The organism is Actinomadura sp. (genome assembly GCF_044508335.1).
Taxonomy (GTDB): Bacteria; Actinomycetota; Actinomycetes; order Streptosporangiales; family Streptosporangiaceae; genus Spirillospora.
Genome location: NZ_JBIQHY010000013.1, coordinates 1 through 14,603, shown reverse-complemented (window position 1 = coordinate 14,603; position 14,603 = coordinate 1). Strand labels below are relative to the sequence as shown.

The 14,603-nt window shown below is 71.6% G+C and carries 18 protein-coding genes and 1 tRNA gene; 10 read left to right on the top strand and 9 right to left on the bottom strand.

Features of this window, described 5'->3' with window-relative positions; genetic code table 11:
- The first annotated feature begins 1 nt into the window (after position 1).
- Positions 2 to 89, top strand: a tRNA-Ser gene (locus tag ACIWVC_RS07505).
- Positions 90 to 935: 846 nt separating this feature from the next.
- Here the strand turns inward: ACIWVC_RS07505 and ACIWVC_RS07500 are convergent.
- Positions 936 to 1,214, bottom strand: a complete 279-nt coding sequence (locus tag ACIWVC_RS07500; protein ID WP_396446438.1) for a hypothetical protein — start codon at positions 1,212 to 1,214, stop codon at positions 936 to 938.
- Between the two features lie 266 nt (positions 1,215 to 1,480).
- Between ACIWVC_RS07500 and ACIWVC_RS07495 the strand changes: the two genes are divergently transcribed.
- Both ACIWVC_RS07495 and ACIWVC_RS07490 read left to right on the top strand, forming a co-directional pair.
- Positions 1,481 to 2,323: a helix-turn-helix domain-containing protein gene (locus ACIWVC_RS07495; protein WP_396446439.1), complete on the top strand. Its 843-nt coding sequence runs from the start codon at positions 1,481 to 1,483 to the stop codon at positions 2,321 to 2,323.
- Between the two features lie 13 nt (positions 2,324 to 2,336).
- Positions 2,337 to 2,558, top strand: coding sequence for a DUF397 domain-containing protein (locus tag ACIWVC_RS07490; protein ID WP_396446440.1), 222 nt, complete (start codon positions 2,337 to 2,339; stop codon positions 2,556 to 2,558).
- A gap of 240 nt (positions 2,559 to 2,798) precedes the next feature.
- Here ACIWVC_RS07490 and ACIWVC_RS07485 read toward each other — a convergent pair whose 3' ends face one another.
- Positions 2,799 to 3,665, bottom strand: a complete 867-nt coding sequence (locus ACIWVC_RS07485) for an EamA family transporter (protein WP_396446455.1) — start codon at positions 3,663 to 3,665, stop codon at positions 2,799 to 2,801.
- Positions 3,665 to 4,351 carry a B3/4 domain-containing protein gene (locus tag ACIWVC_RS07480; RefSeq protein ID WP_396446441.1) on the bottom strand — a complete coding sequence of 229 codons (687 nt, stop codon included), beginning with the start codon at positions 4,349 to 4,351 and terminating at the stop codon, positions 3,665 to 3,667. The genes ACIWVC_RS07485 and ACIWVC_RS07480 overlap by 1 nt, the downstream gene beginning before the upstream one ends.
- Positions 4,352 to 4,541: 190 nt before the next feature.
- Between ACIWVC_RS07480 and ACIWVC_RS07475 the strand changes: the two genes are divergently transcribed.
- The gene (locus ACIWVC_RS07475) at positions 4,542 to 5,105 is read left to right on the top strand and encodes a helix-turn-helix domain-containing protein (RefSeq protein ID WP_396446442.1); all 564 of its coding nucleotides are present in this window, start codon (positions 4,542 to 4,544) and stop codon (positions 5,103 to 5,105) included.
- A 31-nt stretch (positions 5,106 to 5,136) separates the two neighbouring features.
- Here the strand turns inward: ACIWVC_RS07475 and dnaN are convergent, their stop codons facing one another.
- The 3 genes from dnaN to ACIWVC_RS07460 all read right to left on the bottom strand — a co-directional run bounded on the left by dnaN (position 5,137) and on the right by ACIWVC_RS07460 (position 8,341).
- Positions 5,137 to 6,282: a DNA polymerase III subunit beta gene (dnaN, locus tag ACIWVC_RS07470; RefSeq protein WP_396446456.1), complete on the bottom strand. Its 1,146-nt coding sequence runs from the start codon at positions 6,280 to 6,282 to the stop codon at positions 5,137 to 5,139.
- Between the two features lie 65 nt (positions 6,283 to 6,347).
- On the bottom strand, positions 6,348 to 6,860 hold the full coding sequence (locus ACIWVC_RS07465; protein WP_396446443.1) for a methylated-DNA--[protein]-cysteine S-methyltransferase: 513 nt from the start codon (positions 6,858 to 6,860) through the stop codon (positions 6,348 to 6,350).
- An 8-nt stretch (positions 6,861 to 6,868) separates the two neighbouring features.
- Positions 6,869 to 8,341: an AlkA N-terminal domain-containing protein gene (locus ACIWVC_RS07460; protein ID WP_396446444.1), complete on the bottom strand. Its 1,473-nt coding sequence runs from the start codon at positions 8,339 to 8,341 to the stop codon at positions 6,869 to 6,871.
- A 172-nt stretch (positions 8,342 to 8,513) separates the two neighbouring features.
- On the opposite strand from ACIWVC_RS07460, the gene ACIWVC_RS07455 reads away from it, so the two are divergent.
- Positions 8,514 to 8,876 (top strand): nuclear transport factor 2 family protein, encoded by a 363-nt coding sequence (locus ACIWVC_RS07455; protein WP_396446445.1) that lies wholly within the window; start codon positions 8,514 to 8,516, stop codon positions 8,874 to 8,876.
- Between the two features lie 68 nt (positions 8,877 to 8,944).
- On the opposite strand, the gene ACIWVC_RS07450 is transcribed toward ACIWVC_RS07455, so the two are convergent.
- Positions 8,945 to 9,325 carry a YrdB family protein gene (locus tag ACIWVC_RS07450; protein ID WP_396446446.1) on the bottom strand — a complete coding sequence of 127 codons (381 nt, stop codon included), beginning with the start codon at positions 9,323 to 9,325 and terminating at the stop codon, positions 8,945 to 8,947.
- Between the two features lie 18 nt (positions 9,326 to 9,343).
- Between ACIWVC_RS07450 and ACIWVC_RS07445 the strand changes: the two genes are divergently transcribed.
- A complete protein-coding gene (locus tag ACIWVC_RS07445) occupies positions 9,344 to 10,465 on the top strand; it encodes a methyltransferase (RefSeq protein ID WP_396446447.1) in 1,122 nt (373 codons plus the stop codon).
- A 17-nt stretch (positions 10,466 to 10,482) separates the two neighbouring features.
- Here the strand turns inward: ACIWVC_RS07445 and ACIWVC_RS07440 are convergent, their stop codons facing one another.
- Positions 10,483 to 11,337, bottom strand: a complete 855-nt coding sequence (locus ACIWVC_RS07440; RefSeq protein ID WP_396446448.1) for a helix-turn-helix transcriptional regulator — start codon at positions 11,335 to 11,337, stop codon at positions 10,483 to 10,485.
- Between the two features lie 102 nt (positions 11,338 to 11,439).
- On the opposite strand from ACIWVC_RS07440, the gene ACIWVC_RS07435 reads away from it, so the two are divergent.
- Both ACIWVC_RS07435 and ACIWVC_RS07430 read left to right on the top strand, forming a co-directional pair.
- Positions 11,440 to 12,216, top strand: coding sequence for an alpha/beta fold hydrolase (locus tag ACIWVC_RS07435; RefSeq protein ID WP_396446449.1), 777 nt, complete (start codon positions 11,440 to 11,442; stop codon positions 12,214 to 12,216).
- Positions 12,217 to 12,290: 74 nt separating this feature from the next.
- Positions 12,291 to 13,079: an SDR family NAD(P)-dependent oxidoreductase gene (locus ACIWVC_RS07430; protein ID WP_396446450.1), complete on the top strand. Its 789-nt coding sequence runs from the start codon at positions 12,291 to 12,293 to the stop codon at positions 13,077 to 13,079.
- Between the two features lie 6 nt (positions 13,080 to 13,085).
- Here ACIWVC_RS07430 and ACIWVC_RS07425 read toward each other — a convergent pair whose 3' ends face one another.
- Positions 13,086 to 13,463: a nuclear transport factor 2 family protein gene (locus tag ACIWVC_RS07425; protein WP_396446451.1), complete on the bottom strand. Its 378-nt coding sequence runs from the start codon at positions 13,461 to 13,463 to the stop codon at positions 13,086 to 13,088.
- A gap of 76 nt (positions 13,464 to 13,539) precedes the next feature.
- Here ACIWVC_RS07425 and ACIWVC_RS07420 point away from each other — a divergent pair, with 76 nt between their 5' ends.
- Positions 13,540 to 13,995, top strand: coding sequence for a MarR family winged helix-turn-helix transcriptional regulator (locus ACIWVC_RS07420; RefSeq protein WP_396446452.1), 456 nt, complete (start codon positions 13,540 to 13,542; stop codon positions 13,993 to 13,995).
- Between the two features lie 63 nt (positions 13,996 to 14,058).
- Positions 14,059 to 14,559: a GNAT family N-acetyltransferase gene (locus tag ACIWVC_RS07415; RefSeq protein ID WP_396446453.1), complete on the top strand. Its 501-nt coding sequence runs from the start codon at positions 14,059 to 14,061 to the stop codon at positions 14,557 to 14,559.
- Positions 14,560 to 14,603 lie beyond the last annotated feature (44 nt).

Genomic DNA, 14,603 nt, shown 5'->3' with positions numbered 1-14,603 from the left:
CGGTGGTGTCGCCTAGTGGACGAGGGCGCACGCCTCGAAAGCGTGTGAAGGGCAACCTTCCGTGGGTTCGAATCCCACCACCACCGCCACCGCGTGAGGCCCGTTGACGAGAAACAGTCAACGGGCCTTCGCATATCAGCCGGCCGCGTCGAACCGCATGACGGGGTCCGGCGCTCGCCGACCCGAGCGAGCAGGCCGCGGGATTCGCTGTCCGGCAGAGCAGCCCGTTCGGCCGTTCGGGGACGAGAGGTGGCATCGCGTTTCTCCATGGTTCCAGGAGTCCTCTGACCGGACTCTTCAGCGCTGCTCCACCTGCTGAGAGGGGGCGGACGTGCCCTCTCTCAGCAGGTGACTCGTGAACTTCATGTCGTCGTGCATGAGCGCACTTGGACGGTGGTCGGTCTCAGTTGCGGAACCCGCTCACAGGTCGGGGTCGTTCTCTCCACCGACGAACTGTCGGCACCTCGCGAGAAACCGCCGAAACCGGCCCGGCGGTGGGAAGAAGAGATCGGGCGAGTGGGGACGCATGGCCGACTCGGCGGACACCCGTCTGGCATGTGCCCCGGTGGCGTCCGCGCGCGTGCGAGCAGATCCATGCGCAGGACGTCGAGGAGCCGCCTCACCGATCGTCCGTGCCTGAGGTGAGACTGCCGCGTCCGGCCGGCGGCCCTGCTGTCCAGCGTCCGGCGACCCGATCCTCGACGATCGGGATGCCGGTCGAGCCGACGCGGCGATCTCGCCGACCCGCGCGAGCAGAGCGCACGGGTCCCGGGACTCCTCCAGGCGGTCACCGCGCAACAGCCAGAACGACCCGGTGAACTCGCCCGCCCATGCGACCACGCCCGGCAGCATTCGGTGCGCCTCGGTGAGCACGACGCCGGGATCGGTGTCGGCCATGTCCCATGGGGGTCGGCCGACCCCGTCTACGGCGGCGGTCATGTCGTCGGCTCGGTGAAGCCTCGTTCGACCGTCTCGGCGATCTCGATCCGCCCGGCCAGGGTGTGCTGGGCTTCGCAGACGATCACCAACTCGGTGATCGACCGCGCCGTCACCGTCTCAAGGCACCCGTGGCCGAGCTGGTAGTCGGTGAGCGGCCGAAGCCGCCTGGCGACGAGCCGGCCGTCGATTCGCTCCGTGCACCAGCCGGGGCACAGACCGCTCAGGTCAATCCTTTCGAGCACGGTTCCGTTCGCCGCCCTCGGCGCGTCTAGCATGGCGGCACCTCCTCTATCGGGGTGGTAGCCGCGCGGCCGGGGGAGGTCTCCCAATCTCAGCCCCGACCGCGCGGCGGCTCTTCACGGCGCCACGCGCATCCGTCACCTCCGCCACCGGGTATCCGACCGCTGCTTCATGCGTCATGCGCGCTGCGCCGTCATGATGACATGATGAAAGTAATGATTACTGCGTGCGAGGATCTCATCTTTGGCCACACTTGGCCACACAGGGCAGTTATCTGATCACAGAAAGCGACAGTTGAGGCATGCCACCCCGGTACATCCCATCCGTGCGCGCTCGACGCCTCGCACGCAGCCTCCGCGAGTTCCGCGAACAGGCCGAACTCGGCGTAACCGCTGCCGCTGCCAGGCTCGGTTGGAGCCAGGGCAAGGTCAGCCACATCGAGAGCGCCCGCAACAAGCCGAACGAACGCGACGTCGAGTTGATGCTCAATCTCTACGGCGTCGGCAGCCCCGACCGCGAGGCGATCTTGACTCTCGCTCGGGAGGCCGAGGACCGCGGCTGGTGGACCGACTACATCGACGTCCTGAACGGTCCCTACGTCGCCCTGGAAGACGCCGCCGCCGAGATCGGCAATTGGGCACCCCAGGTGATTCCGGGCTTGCTTCAGACCCAGGACTACGCACGCGAGATCATCAAAGCCGGTGAGCTCGGCAAGGCCAGCGACATCGAACGCCGCCTACAGGCCCGCATGGTGCGCCAGACCCTTCTCACCCGAGAGGACAGCCCACCGAACCTTCACGTCGTCCTGGACGAGGCCGTGCTCGGCCGCCCTATTGGCGGCCCGGCAATGATGCGCGAACAGCTCCACCGCCTCGCCTCGGAGGCCGCACGCCCGAACGTCACGATCCAGGTCTTGCCGCAGTCCGCGGGCACGCACTGCGGACTCGAAGGATCCTTGATCATGCTTCGCTTCGCCGAACCCGCCGACCCCGATGTCGCCTACGCCGAAGGCTTCTTCGGTGTCGTCTACATGGAGAGCCCTCAGCAGGTCGCTCACTGTAGGCTGGCTTTTGAGAGGATTTGCGAAGCTGCCCTCGACCCTGACGACTCGCTGTCACTGATCAACGCCGCTGCCAAGAGATGAGGGTTTGCGATTCATGCCCATACCGCAAAACCTGACCGGTACTGAGTGGCGGAAGAGCAGCCGGAGCAAGGACGCTGACACCTGCGTTGAAGTCGCATGCAACCTGTCGGACGTCGTCGGGGTGCGAGACTCGACAGCCCCTGGCGGCCCGGTGCTGATGCTGGGGCGCCCTGCATTCCACGCTCTAGTGGCCGAGATCCGCGCAGGCATCCACGATCTTCAGCACCGCCCCTGACGGCAGCGTCCAGCCTCAACCCGGCTGGGCGGCCATCGTCGCAAGGGGCGCATCCGGCCTCTGCCGCCTCGCAGGGTCCAGGTGTCCGCCTAATTCACTCGATGCGGAGAGAGATAGCGCGACGAGCCAGCAGTTCACATGATGTCGGGTTCGACCGCTCCCTGCGTCCATGGACGTCGCCGACCCAGCCGACATGGTGGGTTGTGCCGGGGTGGACGGGGCCGTGCGCATGCCTGGGGGTCAGCCCACGGTGACGAGGGTTACGCCGGCTATCGCTACGGCCATGCCTACGCGTTGGACGACGCGTAGGCGTTCGCTGTAGGCGGCTCTCGCCAGCAGCACGGTGATCGCGGGGTAGAGGGACGTGAGGACGGCGGCCAGGCTCAGCATGCCCTTGTGGGCCGCGAGGAAGTACAGGACGTTCGCCCCCGCGTCCAGGCTCCCTGACAGCAGCGCCAGCCCGATCAGCGTCCGCCCGGACACGCGGGGGCCGATGTCGCGGCCGCGCAGCACCATGAACAGCAGCGCCGCCGCCACGACGACCAGGTTGCCGACGCGTGCGCCGACGATCGGCCAGAGGCCGCTGCCGTCCCCCGCCGCCTTCAGCAGGACGAAGAAGACGCCGAAGCAGGTGCCGGACACCAGGGCCATGAGCGGCCCCGAATCCACGAGCCGCCGCCCCTCGGCGGCCCTGCCGCCTTCGCCGTCCTCCATGCTGACCAGCCCGATCGCGACCAGGCACAGCAGCACCCCGACCAGCACCGACGCGTCCAGCCGCTCGCCCCTGGCGATGCCCACCGCCACCGGCAGGACCGCGGCGGCCAGCGCGGACACCGGCGCCACCACGCTCATCGGACCGCGGGCCAGCGCCCGGTAGAACGCGATCAGGCCCGCGCCGCCGCTCACCCCGGCCGCGAACCCCCAGGCGACCGGCCCCGCCCCGGCGCTCCCGCCGGCCAGCACCGCGGACACGAGCACGACCGCGAGCCCCATCGGGACGCACCAGGTCAGGGCCTTCAGCGCCGTCGACCTCCGCGCCACGGCGCCGCCGAGGAAGTCGGCGACGCCGTAGGCGAGCGCGGCGCTCAGCGCGAGGACCGTGACCATCACCGACCGCCGATCAGCCGGCTCTCGATCCGCACGTCCGGCGCGATCTCGCGGAGCCGCTCCGCGAGCCGGTCGCCGGCCTCGGCCAGCCGCTCGACCGGGTACGGCTCCAGCCGTTCGAGCAGGAACAGCCCGTTCTCGGTGTCCTCCGTCAGCCGGGTCCGGACGCACTGCCGCCAGTTCCAGCGCCGGCACGTCACGCCGGCGTCGTCCCGCCAGACGACCTCTCCCGCGTCGGGGTGCTCCACGGCGGGCTCACCGCCCGCGATCACGTCGAACGGCTCGTCGCCGGCGGCCCTGACCAGCCGCGCGGGACCCCGGTAGGCGTCGAGGTCCTCGCCGCCGATCGGCAGCGCGTACTCGACGCTCACCGCGTTGTAGGCGTCCACGACCTTGTTGATGGACGGGAGCGCGTTCGCGCGCCGGAGCAGGGCGTCAACCGACGGCCGCGTCCGCTGCGGCTTGGCCCCGAAGGCCCGGTAGGCCTCCCGCCACGCCTCGACGTGCGGATCGCCGGCGTCCGCCTTGCCGGCGGCGTCGGCCAGCCACGCCTGCGACACCTGATCGCCGGGCCCGTTCACCAGCCCTTCGGCGGTCATGACGAGCACGGCGAAGTCGGGCCGCAGCTCCAGGACGGCCTCGTCCACCCTCACCTGCTCCAGCATCTCGCCCCTTCCAACGGTCACTTTAATGAAATCCAGATGACACTATATCGACCGACGCGGGCGACCTCAAAGCGAATACGCCATCCCTGGACGGCAGCCGGCCGGCGACGATCTCACAAAAGGTGCAAAGGCTCATCCGCCGATGATCCAGGAACGGGGCGGCGCTGCGGGAGACTGGTTCCGCGGTCAACGGAGCAGTGCGGGAGGGCGATTGAGCGGGCAGGAGGCGATCGGGGAGGCCGTGGCGCGGACCGTGCGGGCGCTGCGGGCCGGTCACGGGTGGAGCCTGGACGAGCTGGCCGGACGCGCCGGGGTCAGCAAGGGCGTGCTCGTCGGGCTGGAGCAGGGGCGCGGGAACCCGAACCTGGGCACGCTCATCCGCATCTCGGACGCGCTCGGCGTGCCGTTGACGCGGCTGGTGCAGGTGGAGGAGGAGCCGCCGGTGCGGATGTTCCGCCCCGAGCGGCACGTCGTCCTATGGGAGGGCGAGCACGGCGGGACGGGGACGCTGCTGGCCGGGAGCGACCCGCGGCCGTCGCTGGAGCTGTGGAACTGGGTGCTGCAGCCCGGGGAGACCCGGGAGAGCGACGCGCACGTGCCGGGCACCAAGGAGATCGTCTACGTGCAGCGCGGCACGCTGACCCTCGGCGTGGACGGCCGGACGGACCTCGTCGAGGAGGGAGCCGCGGCCGTGTTCGTCGGCGACCGCCCCCACTCGTACGGGAACACGGGCGAGGGCGAAGTCCGCTTCGTCCTCGCCGTCCTTGACCTCTGACCCGGCGATCACGGCGGCCGGGCAGGGCGGGTCAGGAGGTCAGGCGGACGGGCATGGCCAGGTAGCGAAAGCCGGTGTCGGTCTCGGGCGGGGCCTCCTCGTCGTCCTTCTTGTCGGGGATGCCGGTCAGGAGGGCGGCCTTCGTGGGGCCGGCGCATTCGAGGCGGGCGTATTCGGTGTCGATGCCGGCCAGGCCGTCCAGGAGGTACTGGGGCGCGAAGGCGATGTCGATGTCGTCGCCGGTGAGGGTCACGCCCAGGGCCTCGTTGGCGCGGGCGGAGTCGCCGGTGGCGGCGCGGATGCGGACCTCGTCGGCGGTGAACGCCAGCCGGATCGGGGTGCCGCGCTCGGTGACGAGGGCGGCGCGTTTGATCGCCTCGACGAACGGGGCGACGGGGATCTCGGCGACGGACGACCAGGTGCCGGTGAGCCGCGACCGGTAGTTGATGTACTGGTCGTCCAGCAGGCGGCTGGTCATGCTGCGGCCGCCGCCGGAGACGCCGATGAGGGTGTCTCCGGCGCCGCCGAGGTCGATCGCGACCTCGGCGCCGCGCTTGATCGCCTTGGCGGTGTCGGCGAGGGTGCGGGCGGGGACGACGACGCCGGCGGTGAAATCGGGGTCGTCCGGCGACCAGGTCAGCTCGCGGGCGGCGATGCGGTACCGGTCGGTGCAGGCGAGCCACATCGTGTCGCCCTCGAAGTCGATGCGGACGCCGGTGAGCATCGGCAGGGTGTCGTCGCGCCCGGCGGCGGGGGTGACCTGGCCGACCGCGGTGGCGAACAGGTCGCCGGGGAGGGTGCCCGCGCGGGCGGGCGGCTGCGGGAGGGTCGGGTAGTCCTCGACGGGCATCGTCAGCAGGCCGAACTCGGCGGGGCCGCAGCGGACCACCACTTCGGAGCCCTTGGTGAAGACCTCCACCGGGTGCGGGGGGAGGTTGCGGACGATGTCGGACAGCAGGCGGCCGGGCACCAGGGCGCGGCCCGGTTCGGTGACGGCGGCCTCCTCGCGGGCGTGCGCGGACACCTCGTAGTCGAAGCCGGCCAGGGTCAGTTCGCCCTGGTCGGTGACCTCGATGAGCATGCCCGCGAGGACGGGCAGGGCGGGGCGCGTCGGCAGCGTCCGCGCGGCCCACGCGACGGCGTCGGCGAGCGTCTGCCGGTCGACTCGGAACTCCACCTCGATCAGCCTTCCCACGGGGAACGTCTATGTGGAGCACGTTAGCCGCCGGCACTGACAAAGAGTCAGAACAGCATGACCTCGCCCGCGCCGGCGCGGACCTTGCGTTCGAAGTCGAGGAGGTGGCGCTTGCGGTCGATGCCGCCTCCGTAGCCGGTGAGGGAGCCGGTGGAGCCGATGACGCGGTGGCAGGGGACGACGATGCAGATCGGGTTGCGCCCGTTGGCGAGGCCGACCGCGCGGGACGCCGACGGGTTGCCGAGTTCGGCGGCGAGTTCGCCGTAGGTGGTGGTCTCGCCGTAGGGGATCTCCTGGAGCGCCGCCCAGACGCGCTGCTGGAAGGGCGTCCCGCGGAGGGTGAGCGGTATGTCGAACCGGGTCAGCTCCCCCGCGAAGTACGCGGCGAGCTGGGCGGCGGCCGTCGCGAAGGGTTCTGCCTCCGGGTCGCCGGGCGCGCCGAAGGTCTCGACAGGCGGAAGGTGCCGCTGCTTCTCCATGTACAGCCCGGACAGGGCTCCGTCTGTGGCGACCAGGGTCAGCGGGCCGACAGGGCTGTCCAGGACGACGTGTGCAGGCATGAGGTTCCTCAGTGTGGCGGAAGCAGGTTGATGGGGTGGTCGCCAGTGGCCCACAGGTATTGGACGGCGTAGGCCCGCCAGGGACGCCATCGTGCGGCGCGTCGGGTGAGGGCGGCCGGAGTGGACGGCAGGTCGAGGGACTTGGCGGCGGCCCGGATCCCCAGATCGCTCGGGATGAAGGCGTCCGGGTCACCGAGCGCGCGCATCGCGATGGTCTCGACGGTCCATGGGCCGAAGCCCGGTAGCTCGGACAGGCGCGCGCGGGCCTCTTCCCAGTCGCTCCCTACACCGAGGTCGATCCGTCCGCTCGCCAATGCGTCGACAAGGGCGAGGAGGGTGGTGCGACGGGTCTTCGGGAACGCGAGCGCCTCCGGGTCGAGATCGGCCAGGGCGGACGGCGTCGGGAAGAGGTGCGTCAGCCCGCCGCCGGGGTCGTCGATGGGGTCCCCGTACGCGGTGACCAGCCGTCCCGCGTGGGTGCGGGCGGCGGCCGTCGACACCTGCTGCCCCAGGACGGCCCGCACGGCGAACTCGGCGGCGTCCACGGTGCGGGGCACACGCCGCCCGGGGGCCTTGTCGACCAGCGGCGCCAGGACGGGGTCGGCGCGGAGCAGGTCGTCCACGGCGACGGGGTCGGCGTCCAGGTCGAGCATCCAGCGGCAGCGGCTGATCGCGATGGTGAGGTCGCGCAGGTCGGTGAGGTTGAGCGTGCAGGCGACGTGGTCGGGCTGGGGGCGCAGGGTCGCGATGCCGTGTCCGTGGGGGAGACGCATGGCGCGGCGGAACGCGCCGTCCCGCCACTCTTCGACGCCCGGCACGGCGGTGGCGGTCAGATGGCCGAAGAGGTTGTCCGGGCAGAGCGGCGAGCGGAACGGCAGGCGCAGGGAGAGCGCCCCAGAGCCGGCCGGAGGATGCCCCTTGGCGACACGGTCCCGCAACACAGTGGGGGTGAGCGCGAACACCTCGCGGACGGTGTCGTTGAAGGCGCGGATGCTCGCGAACCCGGCCGCGAACGCGACGTCCCCCATCGGAAGGGTCGTCGTCTCGATGAGGAGACGTGCCGTCTGAGCGCGCTGGGCTCGCGCCAGGGCGAGCGGGCCGGCCCCCAGTTCGGCGTTGAGCTGGCGTTCGATCTGGCGTGTGCTGTAGCCGAGGCGCGCGGCGAGGCCGGGCACGCCCTCCCGGTCGACGACACCGTCGGAGATCAGGCGCATGGCCCGCGCGACGACGTCCGCCCTGTGGTTCCACTCGGGGGAGCCGGGGGACGTGTCGGGCCGGCACCGCTTGCAGGCGCGGAAACCGGCCTGCTGCGCCGCGGCGGCGCTCGGGTAGAAGCGCATGTTCCCGGGCTTGGGCGGGACGACGGGGCAGCTCGGACGGCAGTAGATCCCGGTGGTCACCACCCCGGTGAAGAACCATCCGTCGAAGCGGGCGTCCTTCGACTGGACGGCCCGCACGCACCTCTCCACGTCCTCGTGCATGCACCCAGCATCGACGATGGCGGCGGCGCCCACTAGCGAGAAAACGACATTATCGTCCCGGCCCGGCACCGCGGGCGGATGACCTCCGACGTAATCGATCTCCCGCCTCCGCGCTGGCAGCGTGAGGGTCATCCGGGCGAACGAACCCGGTCGATCAGACGGGAGTCATGACATGAGCGACGTTCAGCAGCGGGTCGAGCGCTACCTGGCCATCTGGAACGAGACGGACCCGGCCGCGCGCCGCGCCGCGATCGACGACCTGTGGACGGAGCACCCCCTCTACGTCGACCCGCTCGGCGTGGCGGAGGGGCGGGACGCGATCGACGCGTTCATCGGCGCGGCGCAGCAGCAGTTCCCCGGCCTGGTGTTCCGCCCGGCCGGCCCGGTGGACGCCCACCACAACGTGGCCCGCTTCACCTGGGAGCTCGGCCCGGAGGGCGGGGAGGCGATAGCCGCCGGCTTCGACGTGGCGGTCTTCGGGGACGACGGCCGGTTCGAGCGGGTGACCGGGTTCCTCGACAAGGTCCCGGCCTGAAAGCGGGCGAGCGGGTGTGCCGGGCGGCCTCCGGCGCACCCGCGGCGGCTTCTCAGCGCCGGCCTGGTCTAACGGTCGGCGTCGGGCGCCGCACGGAAATGCGCTTCGCGGTCCAGCGTGGCGAGGGCGGTGTTGAGGAAGGCCACTACGGCGAACACGATCGCCGCCGCGGGGTGGTCCACGCCGTAGAGCGCCAGCGCGCCCGCGCCGAAGACGGCGGCCTTCACCAGGAGGACGACCGGTAGCGCGACCTTGAACCGCGCGCGGGGAGCGGCGAACAGGCCCCACAGGACGATCGCTGCCGCCGGCGCGGCGATGCCCAGCACGATGTTGACGAGGACGTTGCCGCCGGTCGTGAAACCCCACCAGGCGAGCGCGACGATGGCCACGACCTCCAGGAGGAAGGCGAGTCCTTCGTTCAGCACATGCAAGGGCCCGGGCAGGCGCACCCCGATACCGTACCTGGTGTGGACGAGATCTCCTGGCGGGAGGACGGCCTGGATCATCGCGTCCGCTGGCGGTCGGAGAACGGCACCCCGCCGCCGCGCCGCGTCGTGGTCGCGGACGACCAGACCCGCGCGGACGACGCGTACCGGCTGGCCTGCGAAGGCACCGCGCTGCTGTGGCGCGGCGACTTCCAGAACGCGCGGCAGCTGCTCACGGCGATCGCGCGGCGGATCGACCGGCCACCGCGCCGGCGGAGGAACAAGCCCGGACCGTCCGGGGCGCAGGCTTTCCACCTCCATCGCCAGGCACGAGCACAGCGCGCGCGGACGCTGGGCATGCTCCTCATACCGGTCGACCCGGGGCACGTGATCCCCTTGCGGCGCGCACCGTCCGTCCAGGACGCCTGCACGGAGGTCTATGGGCCGGACGACCAGCCCTACGTCACATCCTTGCGCGAGCTGCTCGGGCTGATCGGCGCCCATGAGTGGCGTGTGAAGGGCGTGCCGATCCCCGCGCTGGGCGGCGACCGCATCCACCCCCATTACGGGGTCTTCTCGCCCATCAGAGGGGAGTATGTGGACCTGGTCGCCGAGGCGCCGCTTCCACCTGTGACGACGGCGTTCGACATCGGGACCGGCACCGGCGTCCTCGCCGCGGTCCTGGCCCGTCGTGGCGTGCCACATGTCGTTGCCACCGACCTCGACCCGCGCGCGCTTGCCTGCGCCCAAGAGAACCTCGACCGCCTGAAGGTGGACGTTGAGGTCGTCCAAGCCGACCTGTTCCCAGAGGGACGCGCCGGGCTCATCGTCTGCAACCCGCCCTGGGTGCCCGCCAAGCCCACGTCACCCCTCGACCGCGCCGTCTACGACCCGGGCGGACGGATGCTCCGCGGCTTCCTCACCGGCCTCCCCGGCCGTCTCGAACCGGACGGCGAAGGCTGGCTGATCATGTCCGACCTGGCCGAGCACCTCGGCCTGCGCACCCGCGACGAGCTCCGCGGGCTGTTCGCGTCGTCCGGCCTGGAGGTCGCCGGCAGGCTCGACACCAGGCCCGTCCACCCGCGCGCCACCGACCCCGACGACCCCCTCCACGCGGCCCGCGCCGCCGAAACGACGTCCCTCTGGCGCCTTCGCCCCGCCTGAGCCCGGCAGGCGACCGCTCAGAGGTGGCTGCGGTGCGCAGTCTCGGGGCCGATGACGCGCAGGAGGGCGAGGGCGTCGACCGCCGCGGTGCCGGGAGTCGGGGTGTAGACGACGAGGCGCTGGTCCTCGGCCGGCGTGAGCAGGACCTCCGCGTCGAACTCGATCGGCCCGACCTGGGGGTGCAGCACCCTCATCCGGCTGGTGCGGCGGACGGCGACCTCGTGCAGGTCCCACAGGCGGGCGAACTCGTCGCTGGCCTCGCGGAGCCGCCGGACGAGCGCCCGCGCCGGTTCGTCGCCGCCCCGGCGGGCGACGGCGGCGCGCAGGTCGGCGACGTGCAGGCGGCTGTAGCGGTCGTGGTCCTCCGGCGGGTACGCCGCCCGGACGAACGGATCGGTGAACCACCGCCAGACGATGTTGCGGTCAGGCCCTTCCACGGTGCAGACGCACCCGAAAAGCGATTCGGCCATTGCGTTCTGCGCGAGCAGGTCGCCGAGGTCGCCGAGGATGTGCGCGGGCGTCTCGTCCAGCCGGTCAAGGAGGTAGAGCAGGCCGGGCCGGACGTACTCGCCGGCGAAGGGGCCCGCGGGCGGGCGGTGCCCGGCGAGGACGTACAGATGGTCGCGTTCGTCCTCGGTGAGCCGCAGCGCGCGGGCGAGCGCGCCCAGCAGCTGGGTGGACGGCTGCGGGCTCCGGGCCTGCTCGAGCCGCATGTAGTAGTCGGCGGACATGCCCGCGAGCTGCGACACCTCCTCGCGGCGCAGCCCCGGCGTGCGGCGCCGCGGCCCCGCCGGCAGGCCGACGTCCTGCGGCCGCAGCCGCTCCCGGGAGCGGCGGAGGAAGTCGGCGAGGTCGCGGCGGTTCATGTCCATACCTCAATGATCCGTCCTCGGACGCCGCCGAGCCTGGGATCGTTTGTCCTAGCCAGCGCGGTCCGCTTCTCACGCCCGCCGCGCGCTGGCAGCGTCGGAAGCATGACGAACCTGACCGTTGGCAACGCCCATATCACCTACCGGGCGGAGGGCTCCGGCCCCGCGCTCGTCCTCGTCCACGGCGTCGGCCCCGGCGCGGCCATGTGGGACGCGCTCGTCGGCCGCTTCACCGACCGCCGCACCGTGGTCCTGCCCGACCTCGCCGGCTCCGACCCCGTCGAGGACGACGGCTCGCCGCTGACCGTCGAGGCGCTCGCCGCCCAGCTCATCGCCGTGATCGAGGACACCGGCGCCGCGCCGGTGAACCTGCTCGGCTTCTCGATGGGCGCGCCGGTGGCCGCCGCAGCTGCCGCGCTGCGCCCCGACCTCGTCCGGCGCCTGATGCCCGTCGCGGGGTTCGCGCACGGCGGCGACCGGTACCTCCGGCAGCTGGTCGACGCGTGGTTCGCCCTCACCGGCGAACCCGGCGGCTTCGGACGCCTGGGCACCCTGACCGCCTACAGCCCGGCGTTCCTGAACACGATGGCGCCCGAGGCGATCGAGCAGCTCCACGGCTTCATGCAGCCCACCGACGGGCGGCTGCGCCAGCTCGACCTCCTCCGCCGGCTCGACATCCGCGACCTGCTCCCGAAGATCGAGGCGCCGACCCTGGTGGTCGGCTGCACCCAGGACCGGACGGTCCCGGTCGAGAACCACCGGGAGGTGGCCGCGGCCATCGCCGGCAGCGAGTACACCGAGCTCGACAGCGGGCACGTCGTGATGATGGAGCGCCCCGACGAGTTCGTGGACCTCGTCCGGGACTTCTTCGACCGCCCCTAGCGGAGCCGGTTACATCCCATACCAGGCTGGGCGGTCCCTGTTAGAGTCCGCGCGCACCGAGCACGATGGGTCGCATGCGTCCCATCGATCAGCAGACCATTCTCATCACGGGCGCGACCGACGGGCTCGGCCGCGCCCTGGCCGCCCGGCTGGCCGCCGAAGGCGCGACCGTGCTCGTCCACGGGCGGGACGACCAGCGCGGCAAGGCGACCCTCCAGGAGATCGGCGGCCGGACGTCCTGGTACCGGGCCGACCTGTCGTCGCTGGCCGAGACCCGCGCGCTCGCCGAGGCCGTCCGCGCCGACCATCCGCGGCTGGACGTGCTGGTCAACAACGCGGGCATCGCCGGACCGGATTCGTGGCAGGCGAGCGCGGACGGCCACGAACTGACGTTCGCGGTCAACTACCTGTCGCACTACCTGCTGACACGGCTGCTGCTCCCGACCCTGGTCTCCTCGGCGCCGGCCAGGATCGTCAACGTCAGCAGCCTCGGCCAGCAGGCGATCGACTTCGACGACGTGATGCTCACCCGCCGCTACCGCCCCTTCGGCGCGTACTGCCAGAGCAAGCTCGCCCAGATCCTGTTCACCATCGACCTCGCGGACGAACTCGCCGGGACGGGCGTCACCGCGAACGCCCTGCACCCGGCCACCTTCATGCCGACCAAGATGGTCTCCTCGCCGGTCAGCACCCTCGAAGAAGGCGTGGAGGCGACGCACCGCCTCGTCACCGACCCGGCCCTGGACGACGTCTCGGGCCGCTTCTTCAACGGCCTCCACGAAGGCCGCGCGGACGACCAGGCATACGACCCGGAAGCCCGCGCACGCCTGCGCGCCATCTCGGACGACCTCACGTCGCCCTGACCGCGGTCAGGCGGCTTCCCATATCGGATGGGCCTGGACGCGGGAGAGGCGCCAGCCTTCCCGCGTCCGGGCGGCCCGCAGCTCGTAGCGCTCGCCGAGCAGGCGCGGACCGCCCTCGTGCGCGAAGACGGCGAGAAGGTTCGCGCTGATCAGCGCCGTGTCGCCGTCCACGTCGATGAGCGGACCGGTGATGAAGTGCTGGGTCGGCACCGCGTGGTTGCGGCGGGCCTGCTCCACGAGCGCGTCGACGCCCTTCGAGACGCCGCCCGGAGTGTGCGCCTCCGCGTCCTCGGTGAACAGGGCGCGTCCGTCGCCGGGGCTCTTGTCGTCCAGCCACCGCCCGAGGCGGCTGACCAGCGTCGACAACTCCTGCACATGGTCCATGACCACTCCATTCATTGGTGCGACCAACATTAACACGGAATTCATTGGCCCTACCAACAACCCCTAGACTGACGGCATGATGACGGCCGACGCCCGGACGCCCGAGCGCCTCCGGCATGCCCCGAGCTGGCTGATCAACCTCGTCTCGGCGCACAGCCACCGCCTGGTCGCCGCCCGCTTCGCCGCCGCGGGCGCCCGGGGCTACCACTTCCGGCTGCTCGCCGCCCTCGACGAGCACGGCCCGTCCAGCCAGGCCGCGCTCGGCCGCGACACCGGCATCGACCGCAGCGACGTCGTCGCCGCGCTGAACGAGCTCGCCGCGAAGGGCCTGGTCGAACGCTCCCCCGACCCGTCCGACCGGCGCCGCAACATCGTCACGCTCACCGCGGACGGCTCCCGCCACCTCAGCGAACTCGAGAAGGTCCTCGCCGGCATCCAGGACGAACTCCTCGCGCCGCTCTCCCCTGAGGAACGCGAACAGCTCATCGGGTTGCTCACCCGCCTAGCCGACCACCACGCGAAGGCCCGGTAAATCGATCGCGACCACCGCAAACCCGGCCCTATGCTTGGCGCCCCCCGACTCAAGGAGGCGCCCATGCTCCGGCTCGTCGAACTGCCGCCCGCCGCGATGACCGCACTGCTGGACGGAGACCTCGCCACGGCGAGCGCGGCCGCCGACGTCCCCCTCACCGACTACTTCATCACCGACGAGGCGAAGTCGCTGTGGCGCCTCCGCCTCGCCCAACTCGCCCGCGACCCGTCCCACGCCCCGTGGATCGTGCGGGCCGCCGTCGCAGAACCCGAAGGGCACGTCGTCGGCCACGCCGGCTTCCACGGGGCGCCCGAGGACGGCACGGTCACGATCGCCTACTCCGTCGACCCGGCGCACCGCCGCAAGGGCTACGCCCGCGCGATGCTCGCCGCCCTCCAGGAACGCGCGGCCGCCGACCCGACCGTCACCACCGTCCGCGCCACGATCAGCCCCGACAACCAGGCGTCCCTCGCCACGATCGCCGGCCAGGGCTTCACCTTCACAGGCGAACAATGGGACGACGAAGACGGCCGCGAACTAATCTTCACCCGCCCCGCCCGCTAACCCTCCCTGCGGAACGGAAGTCCCAACTCTTTGAGATAGGTGAT

Coding starts and splice junctions, on each gene's coding strand:
- ACIWVC_RS07455 (WP_396446445.1), top strand. CDS start 8,514: ATGAGCGACGTTCAGCAGCGGGTCGAGCGCTACCTGGCCATCTGGAAC.
- ACIWVC_RS07430 (WP_396446450.1), top strand. CDS start 12,291: ATGCGTCCCATCGATCAGCAGACCATTCTCATCACGGGCGCGACCGAC.
- ACIWVC_RS07485 (WP_396446455.1), bottom strand. CDS start 3,665: ATGGTCACGGTCCTCGCGCTGAGCGCCGCGCTCGCCTACGGCGTCGCC.
- ACIWVC_RS07490 (WP_396446440.1), top strand. CDS start 2,337: ATGCCCATACCGCAAAACCTGACCGGTACTGAGTGGCGGAAGAGCAGC.
- ACIWVC_RS07415 (WP_396446453.1), top strand. CDS start 14,059: ATGCTCCGGCTCGTCGAACTGCCGCCCGCCGCGATGACCGCACTGCTG.
- ACIWVC_RS07460 (WP_396446444.1), bottom strand. CDS start 8,341: ATGCACGAGGACGTGGAGAGGTGCGTGCGGGCCGTCCAGTCGAAGGAC.
- ACIWVC_RS07435 (WP_396446449.1), top strand. CDS start 11,440: ATGACGAACCTGACCGTTGGCAACGCCCATATCACCTACCGGGCGGAG.
- ACIWVC_RS07425 (WP_396446451.1), bottom strand. CDS start 13,463: ATGGACCATGTGCAGGAGTTGTCGACGCTGGTCAGCCGCCTCGGGCGG.
- ACIWVC_RS07500 (WP_396446438.1), bottom strand. CDS start 1,214: ATGCTAGACGCGCCGAGGGCGGCGAACGGAACCGTGCTCGAAAGGATT.
- ACIWVC_RS07495 (WP_396446439.1), top strand. CDS start 1,481: ATGCCACCCCGGTACATCCCATCCGTGCGCGCTCGACGCCTCGCACGC.
- ACIWVC_RS07440 (WP_396446448.1), bottom strand. CDS start 11,337: ATGGACATGAACCGCCGCGACCTCGCCGACTTCCTCCGCCGCTCCCGG.
- ACIWVC_RS07420 (WP_396446452.1), top strand. CDS start 13,540: ATGATGACGGCCGACGCCCGGACGCCCGAGCGCCTCCGGCATGCCCCG.
- ACIWVC_RS07465 (WP_396446443.1), bottom strand. CDS start 6,860: ATGCCTGCACACGTCGTCCTGGACAGCCCTGTCGGCCCGCTGACCCTG.